The organism is Marinobacter litoralis (genome assembly GCF_003336705.1).
Classification (GTDB): domain Bacteria; phylum Pseudomonadota; class Gammaproteobacteria; order Pseudomonadales; family Oleiphilaceae; genus Marinobacter; species Marinobacter litoralis.
Genome location: NZ_QMDL01000002.1, coordinates 541,903 through 557,907, shown reverse-complemented (window position 1 = coordinate 557,907; position 16,005 = coordinate 541,903). Strand labels below are relative to the sequence as shown.

13 protein-coding genes are annotated in these 16,005 nt (G+C 53.3%); 11 read left to right on the top strand and 2 right to left on the bottom strand.

Annotated elements, in window-relative coordinates; genetic code table 11:
• Nucleotides 1-66: 66 nt before the first annotated feature.
• From DOQ08_RS08115 to DOQ08_RS08075, 8 genes are all read left to right on the top strand, one after another.
• Complete coding sequence (locus tag DOQ08_RS08115) at nucleotides 67-1,314, top strand: MFS transporter (RefSeq protein WP_114334402.1); 1,248 nt, start codon at nucleotides 67-69, stop codon at nucleotides 1,312-1,314.
• A 240-nt stretch (nucleotides 1,315-1,554) separates the two neighbouring features.
• Nucleotides 1,555-2,220 carry a Crp/Fnr family transcriptional regulator gene (locus DOQ08_RS08110; protein WP_227537548.1) on the top strand — a complete coding sequence of 222 codons (666 nt, stop codon included), beginning with the start codon at nucleotides 1,555-1,557 and terminating at the stop codon, nucleotides 2,218-2,220.
• Between the two features lie 158 nt (nucleotides 2,221-2,378).
• Nucleotides 2,379-4,490, top strand: coding sequence for a transcriptional regulator NosR (gene nosR, locus DOQ08_RS08105; protein ID WP_114334728.1), 2,112 nt, complete (start codon nucleotides 2,379-2,381; stop codon nucleotides 4,488-4,490).
• 72 nt (nucleotides 4,491-4,562) lie between these two features.
• Nucleotides 4,563-6,458 (top strand): TAT-dependent nitrous-oxide reductase, encoded by a 1,896-nt coding sequence (nosZ, locus tag DOQ08_RS08100; RefSeq protein WP_114334400.1) that lies wholly within the window; start codon nucleotides 4,563-4,565, stop codon nucleotides 6,456-6,458.
• A gap of 308 nt (nucleotides 6,459-6,766) precedes the next feature.
• Complete coding sequence (locus tag DOQ08_RS08090; RefSeq protein ID WP_114334398.1) at nucleotides 6,767-8,035, top strand: nitrous oxide reductase family maturation protein NosD; 1,269 nt, start codon at nucleotides 6,767-6,769, stop codon at nucleotides 8,033-8,035.
• On the top strand, nucleotides 8,032-8,964 hold the full coding sequence (locus tag DOQ08_RS08085; protein WP_114334397.1) for an ABC transporter ATP-binding protein: 933 nt from the start codon (nucleotides 8,032-8,034) through the stop codon (nucleotides 8,962-8,964). The genes DOQ08_RS08090 and DOQ08_RS08085 overlap by 4 nt, the downstream gene beginning before the upstream one ends.
• Entirely contained in the window at nucleotides 8,961-9,791 is an 831-nt protein-coding gene (locus tag DOQ08_RS08080) for an ABC transporter permease (RefSeq protein WP_114334396.1), read from the top strand. The genes DOQ08_RS08085 and DOQ08_RS08080 overlap by 4 nt, the downstream gene beginning before the upstream one ends.
• A 23-nt stretch (nucleotides 9,792-9,814) precedes the next feature.
• Nucleotides 9,815-10,450, top strand: a complete 636-nt coding sequence (locus DOQ08_RS08075) for a nitrous oxide reductase accessory protein NosL (protein WP_114334395.1) — start codon at nucleotides 9,815-9,817, stop codon at nucleotides 10,448-10,450.
• Between the two features lie 222 nt (nucleotides 10,451-10,672).
• On the opposite strand, the gene moaA is transcribed toward DOQ08_RS08075, so the two are convergent.
• Nucleotides 10,673-11,665, bottom strand: a complete 993-nt coding sequence (gene moaA / locus DOQ08_RS08070) for a GTP 3',8-cyclase MoaA (RefSeq protein ID WP_114334394.1) — start codon at nucleotides 11,663-11,665, stop codon at nucleotides 10,673-10,675.
• Between the two features lie 471 nt (nucleotides 11,666-12,136).
• Here moaA and DOQ08_RS08060 point away from each other — a divergent pair, with 471 nt between their 5' ends.
• The 3 genes from DOQ08_RS08060 to DOQ08_RS08050 all read left to right on the top strand — a co-directional run bounded on the left by DOQ08_RS08060 (nucleotide 12,137) and on the right by DOQ08_RS08050 (nucleotide 14,918).
• Complete coding sequence (locus DOQ08_RS08060) at nucleotides 12,137-12,499, top strand: YbaN family protein (protein ID WP_114334393.1); 363 nt, start codon at nucleotides 12,137-12,139, stop codon at nucleotides 12,497-12,499.
• 16 nt (nucleotides 12,500-12,515) lie between these two features.
• Complete coding sequence (locus DOQ08_RS08055; protein WP_114334392.1) at nucleotides 12,516-12,956, top strand: Rrf2 family transcriptional regulator; 441 nt, start codon at nucleotides 12,516-12,518, stop codon at nucleotides 12,954-12,956.
• A gap of 114 nt (nucleotides 12,957-13,070) precedes the next feature.
• Nucleotides 13,071-14,918 carry a sensor domain-containing diguanylate cyclase gene (locus tag DOQ08_RS08050; protein ID WP_114334391.1) on the top strand — a complete coding sequence of 616 codons (1,848 nt, stop codon included), beginning with the start codon at nucleotides 13,071-13,073 and terminating at the stop codon, nucleotides 14,916-14,918.
• On the opposite strand, the gene DOQ08_RS08045 is transcribed toward DOQ08_RS08050, so the two are convergent.
• Nucleotides 14,893-15,966 (bottom strand): fatty acid desaturase family protein, encoded by a 1,074-nt coding sequence (locus DOQ08_RS08045; protein WP_114334390.1) that lies wholly within the window; start codon nucleotides 15,964-15,966, stop codon nucleotides 14,893-14,895. The genes DOQ08_RS08050 and DOQ08_RS08045 overlap by 26 nt on opposite strands.
• Between the last annotated feature and the right edge of the window lie 39 nt (nucleotides 15,967-16,005).

Below are 16,005 nucleotides of genomic sequence, written 5' to 3'. Positions count from 1 at the left end.
CATAGCCTTTGACCCAAAAACTGCAAAAAGCTGAAACTAGCGAATGGCATAGAAAAGGGTCGCCACATGCTTGAACAACAAGAAAGGGACGAAGAAAAGCGCGCCTCGCTCGCCATCATTCTGCCATTGGCGGTGACCGGTTTTATTGTCGCCGCGGGGTGTTGGACCCTGTTTGCGGTGGTGGGTGTCCACTTAAGGGCAGAGCTGGCTTTAAACAGCGTGCAATTTGGAATTTTGTTGGCGGCACCTATGGCATCAGGTGCTTTGTTGGCAATACCGGCCGGTTTAGCTGCCCAGCGGTATGGTGCCCGGGCTGTAATGCTCTGGTGTCTCACTGGTCTTGCGTTGTGCATGGTGCTGTTTCTGGTCGCCAGTAATTTTATCAGTTACTTGGTTGTCGCCAGCGGGCTCGGCCTGGCTGGGGGCTTCTACAGTGCGGGCCTGCAGTTTGTGACCAGTCATTGCCAGACGAAGCATATGGGATTCGTGTTGGGTCTGTTCGGGGCCGGAGTGACGGGCGCAGGGCTCAGCTATTATCTCGTTCCTTTGTTTCATTATGCCTACACCTGGCAAGGTGTTCCGTTGGTTTACCTTGTTGTTTTGCTGTTAGTGACCACCCTGTTAGTGCTGGTTACCGATAACGAACCGGATAGCCAGGAATCGGTTCAAATCCCCCCGATGCAGCACTTGTTGCTGATCATTCGCCAAGGGCAGGCGTTGTGGTTCTGCCTTTATTTTGGCGTGGTGGCCGGTAGTTTTTTCTCTCTAGCGCTGTGGTTGCCGGACTTTCTATCCGCGCAGTTTCGTTTGGATCTGGGGGCCGGTGCCGGTTTGGCTCAGTGGTTCGTGGTTCCGGGAGCGTTGGCTCAAATCGCCGGGGGCGGTTTGTCGGATATTTTCGGTAGTGTGAAAGTCGTCACACGATCATTGACCCTCTGCTTATTAGCGCTTGCCGGCCTTTCTTTGCCATCCACCACATTGTTCGTTGCAGGTGCCGACGGTGTTGTAGCTATGCACTTCGCGCTACCGCTTGTGATGGAGAGCCTGATGGTGGTCACGTTGGGTGTTGCCATGGGCTGTGCCATGGGAGGTCTTCAGCGAAAGGTCATCCTTGCGAATCGGGATCAAGCGGCCTTGTTCGCCGGGTTTTTGCTGGTAGCCGCCTGCTCGGTGGCCTTCATCTTACTCGTTGTGTTTTCTGCTATTTATCAATGGTTAGGTATGCCGGGGGCTGTGTTCATGATCCTGCTGCTGCTGTTAAGTGCCAGCTTGATCCTGCTCGTCAAGAATCTACGTCGCTTTGCAAACTATTGAGTTAAGTCAAATACCCGCAAGGATGCTCAGAACTACCCCCATAGAGGGAGCGCATTTCGGTTGGCATGCTCCTAACATCTAAAACAAGATTTTGAATGCATGAATGCATGAATGCATGAATGCATGAATGCATGAATGCGCCCAGAGGACGAGTCCATGGTGATAACGCAAGCCGCGGTTAATCGAACAAAAAAGCCGGTATTGGTTGCTGTAAACAATTCTATAAGTGCGGAACAGAGCATGCAGACTCTGCGTGCCCATACGTTGTTCCGGTTAATGCAGCCGGAAGATGTGGATTCCCTCATTCAGCAGTCACGCCGTATTCGCTTGGGACATCATCAGCTTTTGTACCGCCAGGGTATGCCGGCCCACCACTTCTTTTTCGTGATCTCGGGCCGCCTTCGTTTATATCGCCTTGACTCATCAGGCGTGGATCGCACGTTGGATAGCATTGCGCCGGGAGACTGCTTTGCGGAAACCATGATTTACGCAGATCCGGCGGAATACGCCTGTTATGCCGAAGCCCTTAAGTCCAGTGATGTCCTGATGATTCCGGTCTCGGCTTACAAAGCACTTTTGGATGCAAAACCTGCCTATGCGCAAGCCGCATTGCGTCATTTCGCCATGCGAGCGGTTACTCGTTTTCATGACCTTGAAATCATGACTGTACAGAGCGCGCGGGAGCGGTTGATTCGTTACCTCATTGATCTGCTTCCTGAGGGTATTTCAAAGGGCGGAGAGGTTGAGCTGCCGTTGCCAAAGTGTCTGGTGGCGTCGCGCCTTGCCATGCAGCCTGAAACCTTCTCTCGTATTTTGTCGGATTTGAAGTCCAGTGGACTGGTGCGGGTAAACCGCAGTCGGCTGTACATCGCTGACCCGCAGCGTTTGATCGAAATCAGCCATTAATGCCTTGAAATTCTGGCGATTTCAGGTGGCTCACTCCTCTAGAGCTATTCAAATAGAGGTATTTGATTTATCTCATTATTGATCCACCCTGTGTTGTATTCGTTGAGAGTTTGGGGGTTTAAGTGGTTACCGCATTACGTATTTGTTTTGCTCTGCTGATGATGGTGTCATCAGCGGTGATGGCGATGCCTCTGAAAGACTATGAGCCCGTTTCCGGTCGTCAGGTTATCCAGAAAGCGATGCCTGAAGTCACGGATGTTCAGCCGCGTGAATCGAATCGTGCTATCCAGGAACTCTACGCTGGCGAAGAGTTGGTCGGTTATGCCTATCAGACCCTGGATTTTGTACAAACCCCCGCTTATTCCGGAAAACCCCTGAATGCCATGGTGGTGCTTGATGCGGAGGGCGAGATCACCGGTGCCCGTGTTATCCACCACGACGAACCGATTCTTCTGATCGGTATTCCCGAAGCCAAAATGCACGCCTTTACCGATCAGTACACCGGTCTTAAAGCAGACCAGCGTGTCACCGTGGGCGGTAAATCGTCGGAGCGCCGGGTGGCAGTGGATGGTTTGTCCGGTGCAACGGTAACGGTGATGGTCATCAACGAAGTCATCATGAAAACCGCCCACCGGGTGGGCGGTGAACTGGGACTGGTTGAAGTCACTGCCGGGAGCAAACGGCCGCCACTGGCCGAGGTTGATCAGAGCACGTTTGAAGAAAAAAACTGGGAACAACTCACCGGAGATGGCTCGATCCGCCGGATGCACCTGACCCGGGGTATGGTGGACGATGCATTCAAGGGTGGCCCGGCCGAGGGCATAGAGACAGCAGCCCCAGAACAGCGCGATGAAACCTTTATTGATCTGTATGCCGCTTATCTGGATGCACCCACCATTGGCCGAAATCTGCTGGGTGACAGCCAGTACAAGTGGCTGATGTCCGAATTGAACGACGGCGAACATGCGATTGCCGTTATGGCCAAAGGCATCTATTCCTTCCGGGGCTCAGGCTATGTGCGCGGCGGTATTTTTGACCGGGTTCAGATCCGCCAGTTTGGCGACACCTTTAACTTCCGTGACCTCGACTATCACCGTTTGAGCGATGTCTATCTTGAAGGCATGCCGCGCTTGCCGGAAATGGCCATCTACATCATTCGCCAGCAGTACAACTTCGACCCCGGTACGCCTTGGTCATTGGAACTGACCATCAAACGCCAAACCGGCCCCCTCGACAGCGAGTTCGCGGTGGTGCCGCTGGAATACCAGTTGCCTGAGCAATATTACACCCGCGCCGAGGTGGAGTTGTCCGAGGAAGAGTGGTTGGAAGAACAGCCGTTGTGGGTTCAGGTGTGGTACCAGAAAGAGTTTCAGATCATCTTTTTGGCCCTAGGCATTGGCGTGCTGCTGTTCATCCTTTTCTTCCAGGATTGGCTAGTGAAAAAGCCGAAGGTTATGCGCTGGATTCGTCACGCGTTCCTGACCTACACCTTGTTCTTTATTGGCTGGTACGCGCTGGGTCAGCTGTCCATCGTGAACGTGCTGACCTTCGTGAACAGTCTGATCTCCGGGTTCACCTGGGAAACCTTCCTGATCGACCCGATGCTGTTTGTGCTCTGGTCGGTGGTGGCGGGCATCGTGTTGCTTTGGGGGCGAGCCGTGTACTGCGGCTGGCTGTGCCCATTCGGAGCTCTGCAGGAGTTGATTAATGAAATCGCCCGCAAGCTGAAAGTGCCTCAGTACACCGTGCCTTTTGCCTGGCATGAGCGCATGTGGGCCATCAAATACATCATCCTGTTGGTGTTGTTCGGGGTGTCGCTCGAATCTTTAGGCACGGCGGAGCAAATGGCTGAGGTAGAGCCGTTCAAAACCGCGATTACCTTGCGTTTTGACCGCAGCTGGCCGTTCGTGACCTACGCAGTGCTGTTGCTGATCGTGAACATCTTCACTCGCAAAGTTTATTGCCGCTACCTGTGCCCACTGGGTGCCGCACTGGCGCTACCCACCAAGTTACGGGTGTTCGATTGGCTCAAACGCCGCAAGGAATGTGGTAATCCCTGCCGCTTGTGCGACCACGAGTGTGAAGTTCAGGCGATTCACCCGGATGGCCACATCAATTACATGGAATGCCATTACTGCCTGGATTGCCAGATGACTTATTTCGACGACCACAAGTGCCCACCGCTGATTGTGAAGCGCCGTGGTAAACGTCGAGGCCGAAACGCACCGGGGCGCCCGGAAGAAATTCCAGTTGTTCAGGTGCACGAGTAAGTACCGGAGCCGTCAAGCTGTTCCGGACAGAATGAGAAGCAAACCGCCATACCAATAATGGAGTTGGACGCTATGAAGAAAAGAGATGAACTGAGCAAGGATACTGCCGAGGTTCCTGAAAGCGGTCTGAGCCGTCGTCGTTTTATGGGCGCTGCCGCTTTGGCGGGCGTTGCAGGTGCAACCGGCCTTGGCACATCGATCATGAGCCGGGAAGCGTTTGCGGCCGCAGCTCAGGAAGCGAAGAACAAGATTCACATCGAGCCCGGTGAACTGGATGAGTACTACGGCTTCTGGAGTGGTGGTCACCAGGGCGAGGTGCGTGTTTTGGGCGTGCCGTCCATGCGTGAGCTGATGCGTATCCCGGTGTTTAACGTAGATTCTGCGACCGGCTGGGGTATTACCAACGAAAGTAAGGCGATTCTTGGCGGCGACCAGCAGTACCTGAATGGCGACTGTCACCACCCGCACATTTCCATGGAAGATGGTCGTTACGACGGTAAATATCTGTTCATCAACGACAAAGCCAACACTCGTGTCGCACGTATTCGTCTGGACATCATGAAGACAGACAAGATCACTCACGTGCCGAACGTTCAGGCGATTCACGGTCTGCGTCTGCAGAAAGTGCCCCGCACGAACTATGTTTTCTGTAACGCCGAATTTGTGATTCCACAGCCTAACGATGGCAGTGAATACAGCCTGGAAAACAGCTACACCATGTTCAGCGCGATTGATGCCGAAACCATGGAAGTAGCCTGGCAGGTGCTGGTAGACGGCAACCTGGATAACACCGATGCCGACTACACCGGTAAGTACGCCGCATCTACTTGCTACAACTCAGAGCGCGCACTAGACCTGGCCGGCACTATGCGTAACGACCGCGACTGGGTGGTTGTGTTCAACATCGAGCGCATCGCGGCCGCCGTAAAGGCTGGCAAGTTCAAGACAATTGGTGACTCTAAGGTTCCGGTTGTTGATGGTCGTGGCAAATCCGAGTTCACCCGTTACATTCCTGTGCCCAAGAACCCGCACGGTTTGAACACCTCACCGGACGGCAAGTACTTCATTGCTAACGGAAAGCTGTCGCCGACTGTCTCTATCATTGCGATCGACAAGCTGGACGATCTGTTTGACGACAAGATTGAGCTGCGCGACACCATCGTGGCGGAGCCAGAGTTAGGTCTTGGGCCTCTGCACACCACTTTCGACGGTCGTGGCAACGCGTACACCACGCTGTTTATCGACAGTCAGGTGTGTAAGTGGAACATTGCGGATGCGATCAAGCACTACAACGGCGAGAAGGTGAATTACATTCGCCAGAAGCTGGATGTGCATTACCAGCCTGGTCACAACCATGCGTCGTTGACGGAATCTCGCGATGCAGATGGTAAGTGGTTGGTGGTTTTGTCGAAGTTCTCGAAAGACCGTTTCTTGCCCGTTGGCCCTCTGCATCCGGAGAACGATCAGTTGATCGATATTTCCGGTGACGAGATGAAGCTGGTTCACGATGGCCCGACGTTCGCTGAGCCGCACGACTGTATTTTGGTTCGTCGTGATCAGATCAAGACTAAGAAGATTTACGATCGTCAGGACCCGTTCTTTGCCAGCTGTCGTGAGCAGGCGAAGAAGGATGGTGTGACTCTGGAAGCCGATAACAAGGTGATCCGTGATGGCAATAAGGTGCGTGTTTACATGACCTCTGTTGCACCGACTTACGGGTTGACTGAGTTTAAGGTTAAGGCCGGGGATGAGGTGACGGTTTATGTGACCAACCTTGATACCATCGAGGATGTGACTCACGGTTTTTGTATGGTGAATCATGGTGTGAGTATGGAGGTGAGTCCTCAGCAGACTGCGTCTGTGACCTTTACCGCTGGTAAGCCCGGTGTGTACTGGTATTACTGCAACTGGTTCTGCCATGCGCTGCACATGGAGATGGGTGGTCGCATGTTGGTAGAGAAGGCTTAATTAGCGTCTCTTTGAATTGGGGCCTCGTTTTCGGGGCCCCTGTATTTGTGCTTGGGAGTAGCAACCCAAGTGGAGAAGCCTTTCCAAAACACGCTCCTTCGGCCCCCCTTCGGGGTCCGGCCCGCAATCATAGATTGCGGTCGTTCAGCTTTCGCATGAAGCTTATGCTTCATAAGCACTCGGCTGAACCCATGTGGCGCTTCTGCTCCGCCATCCATGGCTCCGCACAGTTTTGGAAAGGCTTCCCCACTTGGCTTGCCGTACATTGGGTGCGGAGTCTTAGAGTTCCACTTTTTAGAGAAGCATTGATGCACCAAATATTGCGTTATGGGGTGGCCCTGATAGTCGCTCTTTTATCGCTCGCCGCCAGCGCGGACCTGCAAGAACGGCTTGATAACCTGCCGCCGGGTTCGTCTATTGAACTTCCACCAGAAATACTGCCGCCTCTGACTATCCGAGTGCCCGGAGTCACTGTGTCTTGTGCGCCGGAAACGGTGATTGATGGTGGCGGGCAGGGTAATGCGGTGGATATTCTGGTTGAGAAGGTGACCTTTTCAGGCTGCACCGTGAAGAACTGGGGGAGGGATTTGAACCAGTTGGATGCGGGGATTTTTGTGGCTCGGGAGGCTCGTGGTTCGGTGGTTGCGGATAACCGTCTGCAGGGGCCGGCGTTTGGGGTTTGGTTGGATGCGACGCCGGATGTGACGGTGCGGAATAACCACATTCGGGGTGAGGTGAGTATTCGGTCGCAGGATCGCGGTAATGGTATTCATTTGTTTAATACCACCGGGGCGTTGATTGAGGGGAATGATATTTCCCAGACCCGGGATGCGATTTATATCGAGACGGCGAATAAGAACGAGATTCGCAACAATGTGATGACGGACCTGCGTTACGGCATTCATTACATGTATTCGATGCATAACCTGCTTGAGGGGAATGTTACCCGCGGTACCCGTACCGGATATGCGCTGATGCAGAGTAAGTACTTGCGGGTGATTAATAACCGTTCCGAGAACGATGAAAACTACGGCATTTTGATGAATTTCATTACCAATTCGACGCTGCGGGGCAATGTGGTGATCGGGGTGTCGGAAGGGCAAGTCGGTCAGGTGATGATTTCAGGCGGCGAAGGCAAGGCGGTGTTTATCTATAACTCCTTGTACAACGTGTTTGAAGGTAATTTGTTTGCGGACAGCAATATTGGCATTCACCTGACCGCCGGTTCAGAGGAAAACGAGGTGTTTAACAATGCCTTTGTGAATAACGAGCGTCAGGTGAAGTACGTGGCGACGCGCACGCAGTCCTGGGCCAAGGATGGACGAGGGAATTTCTGGAGTGATTACCTGGGCTGGGATCGGGATCAGGACGGGCTAGGTGATGTGCCCTACGAGCCCAACGACAACGTAGACCGCCTGCTTTGGAAGTACCCGGAAGCGAAGGTGCTGATGTTCAGCCCGTCGGTTGATGTATTGCGTTGGGTGCAAGATGCTTTTCCGGTGGTGAAATCCGCCGGGGTAAGTGACCCCCATCCCTTGATGCGAATTCCCGAGTATCTGCAATCGGAGATCCGATGAACTGTTTTCAGCTTGAGAATGTCAGCCACCGTTACGACAAGACAACGGTGCTTCGTGGTATTGATCTGCGCCTGAAGCCGGGAGAAATCCTCGGGCTGTTCGGACACAACGGGGCGGGTAAAACCACATCGATCAAATTAATTCTGGGGCTTATGAAACCAAGCGAAGGCAAGGTGACGGTGCTTGACGGCGAAGCCGGCGATCCACACATCAGCCAGCACATTGGTTATTTGCCCGAGAACGTGATGTTTTATCCACAGCTGACCGGGCGTGAGATTTTGAGCCATTTTGCCCGCCTCAAAGGTGCTCCTTTGAACCAAGTGCCGGAGTTGCTGGAGCAGGTGGGCTTGGGCGATGCCATGAACGCCCGAACCAAAACCTACTCAAAAGGCATGCGCCAGCGTTTGGGGCTTGCTCAGGCCTTATTAGGCAAACCCAAGTTGTTGATGCTGGACGAACCCACCGTAGGGTTGGACCCGGTTGCCACGGCAGACTTGTATCGTTTGTTGCGGGACCTGCGGAATGAAGGTACAGGGATTGTGTTGTGCTCGCACGTGCTGCCTGGTGTAGAGCCGTACATCGACCGCGCGGCTATTCTTACCGGTGGCACTTTGAAGGCTGCGGGTGATTTACCGGCATTACGCCGGCAGGCCAATATGCCCGTAACACTTACGGTGAAGCCTGCCGGAAGTTTGTCGGAGTTGGAAAGGGTGATTCATCAAGCAAAACAAAGTACCGGTTTGATGATGAAAAATGACCACGGAACTCTGCAAGTGGACGTGCGCCCCAGCGATAAAATGGCTCTGATCCAAACATTGATGCAATCGGGCGAAGTCGCCGATCTGGGTATTCACCAGCCGAGCCTGGAAGACATCTACGTCCACTTTATCGGCTCGGGTGGTTTGGCTCATCGGGGAGGCAGCCAATGAACTCAATATGGACCATCGCTCGAAAAGAGCTCAGTGACAGCTTCCGCAACCGCTGGTTGGTGGCGATTTCGCTGGTGTTTGCCACACTGGCGCTCGGCATCGCCTGGTTTGGTGCCGCCGCATCCGGGCAAGTGGGCTACGGGTCCACACCGGCCACCATCGCCAGCCTCGCCAGTTTGGGCATCTTTCTGATCCCCCTGATTGCACTGCTGCTGGCGTATGACGCCATCGTAGGGGAAGAAGAGGGCGGCACATTGCTGCTGCTCATGACCTACCCTTTGAGCAAAAGCCAACTGTTGTTGGGTAAATTCCTTGGCCACGGCCTCACCTTGGCCTTGGCGACGCTGATAGGCTTCGGCGTTGCAGGTGTTGCCATTGCCGTACTGGTAGACGGCGTGGCCGTCGGTGCGCTGGCTGTAGCCATGGGTCGATTCATTGGATCAACCATCTTATTGGGGTGGGGCTTTATTGCATTGGCCTACCTCGTCAGCGTGCGAGTCAGCGAAAAACCCATCGCAGCCGGCATGGCCCTAGCCATCTGGTTCTTCTTCGTATTGATCTTTGATTTGGTGCTGCTGGGTGCGCTGGTGGCCAGCGAAGGAAAACTCAATCCTGAACTACTGCCATGGCTGCTGATGTTAAACCCCACCGACATCTACCGCTTGCTCAACATCGTCGCCTTCGGCGACAGCACACAACTCAGCGGCGTACTCAGCCTCGGCTCCGACCTACCCATCGGCACCGGCGGATTATGGTTAGGCCTCGGTTTGTGGTGCGCCATCCCGCTGACCGGCGCGCTATTACTGTTTAGAAACCGAAAAATATAACCAAGACCGGAGAAACACCAAACATGGTAAACAAAACCAAAGCCTGGCTACTTGCTGCGCTGACCGCCATCGCAATCACCGGCTGCTCTGATGCCGAACAGCAAGTACTTGCCAAACCCGACCCGGTCCACTTTGAATCCGGCGACGAATGCCACGTCTGCGGCATGGCCATCGCCAACTTCCCGGGCCCCAAAGCACAAGCCTTCACAGAACGTGAACAGAACATCCGAAAGTTCTGCTCAACCAAAGACATGCTCGCGTGGTTCCTGCAACCTGAAAATGAAAACCGCGACCACACCCTCTACGTACACGACATGGCCCAAACCGAATGGGAACACCCTGAAGACGCGCACCTGATCGACGCCCGAGAAGCCTTCTACGTAGCCGGCTCCAACCGCAATGGCGCCATGGGCCCAACCCTGGCCTCCTTCGCCACCGAAACCAGCGCCACCGACTTCGCGTCGCAATACGGCGGCCAAGTACTGGCGTTCGCGGACATCACCCTAGAACACCTGAATACCGGTATGCCGATGCACGGTGCGCACGACGTGGGTGGAATGGACGCGATGGAAGGAATGCATGAAGATCACGAAATGGGAGATATGACGGAGAGCGAAATCATGGATCAAAGCCATGATAGTCACGGTATGGAGCATTGATCTGGTGGCTGCTCGTTGTTTCTAATGAGATGAGAAGGCATAAAAGAAGACTGCGCCCAAGTTAGGGCTAGTCGGTGAGGGCTCTCCTTCCAAAAATGTGCGCAGCCATGGATGGCGAAGCAGAAGCGCCACATGGATGTGCCGAAGGAGCGGTTTTTGGAAGGAGAGCCCTCGCTGACGCTAACTCCCAACTTGAAGGCTAAAAAGCGGGAAGTCCCACCTTCACCCCCCAGTCATATTCATAAACCGAAGAATCTCCACCTCCCCGTCACTGGAAAAATGATGCCGCTCCGGCTTCAAATCCATCGCCGCAATAATCGCCTCCCGAAGCCGCTCATCATCCCCCGGATGCTCCCGCAATAAAGGCAACAAATCCATAGAATGCTCATTACCAAGGCACAACAAAAGCCGCCCCTCCACCGTCACCCGAACCCGATTACACGTCGAACAAAAATTATGCGAATGCGGAGAAATAAACCCAATGCGCGAAGAACTATCCCGCATCCGGTAATAACGCGAAGGCCCGCCAGAATCATCATCCGTCAGCTCAAGCTCATGGTGCCGGGCAATAATCGCCCGAACCTCCTCACTCGTACACAGCGCCAAGCCACGATCATGCTCGGAAATCTCGCCAAGAGGCATCTCCTCAATGAACGTAATATCCAAACCCTTCGCGCGAGCAAACTCAACCAGCTCCGGAATTTCCTCCTCATTACGGCCCTTCATCACCACCGTATTGAGCTTAATTCGCTTAAACCCGGCGTCTTTAGCCGCATCAATACCGTCTAAAACCTGGCTAAGCTTACCGGTGCGAGTGATCGCCTTGAACTTCTCCGCATCCAGCGAATCCAGACTGATATTGAGCCGATCCAGACCGCCTTTACGCAATCCCTCCGCCAAAGCCGGTAACTGGCTGCCATTGGTGGTCATTGCAAAATCACGCAAACCGTAACTGCCGATCTCCTCAACAAGATCCACAACGCCCTTACGAACCAATGGCTCACCGCCCGTCAGGCGAATTTTCCGAGTGCCCAAGGCCACAAAATTACGAGCGACCTGAGCGATCTCCTCAAGTGACATGATCTTTTCTCGCGGAAGAAAGGTCATCGTTTCCGCCATACAGTACACACACCGAAAATCGCAGCGATCCGTCACCGACAGGCGGACATAGTTCACTGTGCGACCAAAACGGTCTGTCAGCACGGATTGCGACATGGCATGGACCTCTAACCGCGTGGATGAGTTGTAAGTCTTAATACCATTATGGCAAAGCAGGCAGGCTGTCCGATACACACATCAACCATCAATTAACGCGAACGCCAGTTGATCTATGTTATTTGGCCTCCTTGTAACCAGACCCGCGCCACCCTATAACATAGATGTGAAATAAATGTTATAAAGTGAGGTCGCGATGATGGAACAATATGAGAAATGGTTGGCCGTGGCGAATAACAGCATACTGGCCTCTATTGGAGGATTGCTTTTAACGGTTCTTGTTGCCTACCCATTGGCAAATGCCTTCTCACTAGGGGTCCAAATTCTGGCCCACATTGGAACGTTGTTTTTTGCAGTCGGCGTGAAAGTCTCGTACGTGGCAAGGCTAACTTTCCTTAGCAAGCTGGGCAGACCTGTCCACTGAACCACGGTATAATAGGTGTAAGTGGAAACTATTGTGGAGCATTAGCGGTGCATCTAGGCAGAACCGGGTTTCGCGTTCTTGCGTATCTTTCAGCTGCGGTGGCGGTTGTTGGAGTCGTGTTGCCGCTACTGCCAACAACGCCATTTGTTTTGCTGGCTGCCTATTTTGCCAGTAAGGGGTCACCGGCCTTTGCCCTTTGGCTTGAGGGGCATCCTCGTTTTGGGCCCGCAATCGAACAATGGCGGCTGAGGCGCGCGATACCCACCCGGGCGAAAGTACTGGCTTGCAGCATGATGGCGGTAAGCTGGAGCATTTTGTTTCTTATGGGGTTTCCGGTGGCGGTTCTGGTGACGTCAGGATTATGCCTTCTGGGTGTTGCGACCTACATGGTTACCCGTCCTTCTTATTAATGCTCTGGAGCCTTTCATGCACATTACCCGCTATACAGATTACTCGTTAAGAGTACTGATTTATCTGGCGGCTCAGGAAGAAGATCGGTTGTCGACGATTCAGGAAATTGCGGACAGCTACGGGATTTCAAAAAACCACCTGATGAAAGTTGTGCACCAGCTCAACAAAAAACAGTACATAGAAACAGTGCGCGGGAAAAACGGCGGAATGCGTTTATACCGGGCGCCTCACGATATAAACATCGGCGCCCTGGTGCGTGAAACCGAGCAACACCTAGATCTTGTTGAGTGCTTCTCAGGGAACGGCGCTTGTAAGATCACGCCGGTGTGTGGTTTGAAAAACATTTTTGATGAAGCACTGCAGGCATTTCTTGATGTGCTTGATAAATATACGCTTGCAGACACCATTCAAAGCAAGGATCGACCGGAATTGCTTCGCTTGCTACAGGTTGTGTAGTGGCGCGATACATATCGTAACGAACAAACGCTATTCCTTACGCTTAATACACGTCAAGTCAGCTATTATTTAGGTTCGCACATAGAACCAGATAATTCATGATTCGGGGTCCCCTTGATTCGTCTGCTGTTAGTTGTAATGCTGGCTTTCAGCTCGTTGCAGGTATTTGCTGCAGGGGCTTCCGATAGCTTGTCTGTCAGGCTGGATCGGGCAAGTGACGAGATTGATCTTTCCCGAAAGCTCGCTTACTACGAAGACCCTACCTCCAATCTGACTATTTATCAGATCAAACGGCGTTGGCCTGAACTTGGCTCCAAAGAGGCTCCGCAAAGCGCCTATAATTTTGGCTTCAGCAGCTCGACCTATTGGTTTCACACCCGCGTGGAAAACGTTTCCAGCCCGAACGATCGGTGGGTGATTGAAGCTCTGTATCCGATTATCGATCAAATGGAATTGTTTATTGTTCGAGCGACGGGCCCGGTGGAACGCCAGATTGCGGGTGATTCCGTACCGTTTCACCGACGTGCGAAGGATCATCACAACATCAATTTCGGTCTCGATTTGAGTCGAGGCGAAGCTGTCGATTTGTACTTCCGCGTGAAAACCAGTGGCGCGGTGCAAATGCGCACCAAGCTATGGAGTTTGGACGGCTTTAGTTACGCAGACCATCAGGAACGATTTGTTCTGGGACTGTTTTACGGCTTGCTGGCGGCCATGCTGATCTTCAGTCTTCTGGTCTACCTTTCGATTCGAGACACCAACTACCTTTGGTATTCGGGGTATATTCTTAACTATGGTGCTCTTCAATTCAGTCTGAATGGCCTTTCTTTCGAGCATCTGTGGCCGAATTCTCCTTGGTGGAACAACCGCTCCGTCGCCGTTTTTATCGCATCGGGCATGGTTTTTGTGCTGAGCTTCGCACGGTCGTTTTTGGCGCTGAAAACCAACGCGCCGATCTTGAATCGAGTTTTTCTTTTCATGATCGGGACTTTTGTGCTGGCGACTGTGGCGCCAATTGTTGCGCCGGATTACGCACCGGTTATACGTTTTAATAGTTTTGTCGCGGTTATGGCAGCAATACTGGTGATGTTTGCCGGAGGTTTGTGCCTGTATCGGAATTTCAGACCAGCGCGCTTTTTTATGTTGGCATGGACGGCATTGCTGGCGGGCATGTTGATCTATTTGTTTAAAACGTTTGGCGTGCTGCCCGCTAATTTTGTAACCGAATATGCCATTCAGATTGGTTCAGCGTTCGAGGTTATTTTGTTGTCGATAGCGCTGGCGGACCGTTTGCGTCATATGTCTCAGGAAGCACAAAAAATCCAGCGTGAAATGAATACGGTGCTTGAATCCCGTGTTGCGGAGCGCACGGCCGCTTTGGAATCCGCGAACCGGCAGCTGGAAATGTTGAGCTCGACCGACGGACTAACAGGCCTGTTCAACCGGCGTTACTTTGACACACATTTACGGAAGGAAGTATTTCGGTGCCGGCGCAGAGGGGCTTTGGCGCTCATCATGCTGGACGTTGACCACTTCAAAGCGGTTAACGACAACCTGGGGCATCAGGCCGGAGACAAATGCCTGCGCAAATTGGCGGATAAACTAATCAACCTTGTTCAGCGCGAAACCGACATTATTTGCCGTTATGGCGGCGAAGAGTTCGCATTGGTATTGCCATACACCGATGCGGTGGGGGCCAAGCAGCTAGCCGAAAAAATTCGGGCCAGCATTGAATCCGATCTTTGGTTCGAATGGGAAGGTGAGGCCCAATCGGTGACCGTGAGCATTGGTGTGGCCGTGGTCGGATCGGGCTCTGCGGTTGAGCCCGATGACGTGGTGGCGGCAGCCGACGAGGCGCTTTATACCTCTAAAACGGAAGGCCGAAACAGAGTGACCGCCATGGACGTAAGCGGCCACTCGGTCGGCTCAGCCGAAGTTAAGCCACAGCTGGCCGGCGAGTAATTCGCTCCGGCAAGGAGTAACGGAGGATGCGTTTTAGCACCGTGCTGTACTGTTTTCCGAAACTGCCAGTGTTGTAGTGGATACCGTGCTTTCGGCACACGGTTTGAACCTTTTCTGATATTTCCGGGTAGCGATGGGCGGGCAAGTCCGGGAAGACGTGGTGCTCAATCTGAAAACTTAGGTGCCCACTCATGATGTGCAGCCATTTCCCGCCGGTAAAATTGGACGACCCCGTCAGCTGCCGAAGATACCAATGGCCTTTGCTTTCCCCTTCAGCTTCCTCCTCGGTAAACGTTTCCGCATCCTGCGTGAAATGCCCGCAAAAGATCACCGTAGACGACCACAAATTGCGAATCAGATTGGCTCCGGCGTTGCCGGCGAGCACGATTGGGGCAACGGGTAAGGTCAAAGCAGGGAAGAACACATAATCTTTAAACGCCTGGCGACCCGCTTTCTTGGCGGCGAGTCTCAGAAACGGGCGCTTCTCTTTCAGATGACTTTTCCCATGGCTCAACTTTTCCGCTTCCAGTTCGTGCAGCGCAACCCCCCACTGGAACAGGATGCTCAACGCCGCATAGTTCAGGATCTGAAAGGTGTGACGGGGTTTCCAGGGTTCGTCGTTGCTCAATCTGAGCACTGCGTAACCGTAGTCCCGGTCTTTGCCAATCACGTTGGTATACGTGTGGTGCTCGAAGTTGTGCGTGCGGCGCCAGGATTCGCTGGAACAGGCGGTATCCCACTCGTAGGTCTGGGAGTTCAGGCTGGGGTCGTTCATCCAGTCGTACTGGCCGTGCATAACATTGTGGCCGATTTCCATGTTCTCGAGGATTTTAGCGAGACCCAATGACGCAGTCGCCGCAAGAAATACCGGTGGAATGAAACCGAACGGCATCAATAGTCTGCCGCCCACTTCGAGTTTTCGGTGCAGGCGAACCATGCTGCGGATGTGATTGGCATCTCGTTCTCCGAGATCGGCCAGCACCTCGTCACGGATGGCGTCGAGGTCTTTTTGAAGCTCGTCCAGCTGTTGGTCACTTAGCGTATTCATTCTGTACTCCTGGTAGCCAGTCCGGCCACAGTGCAAATA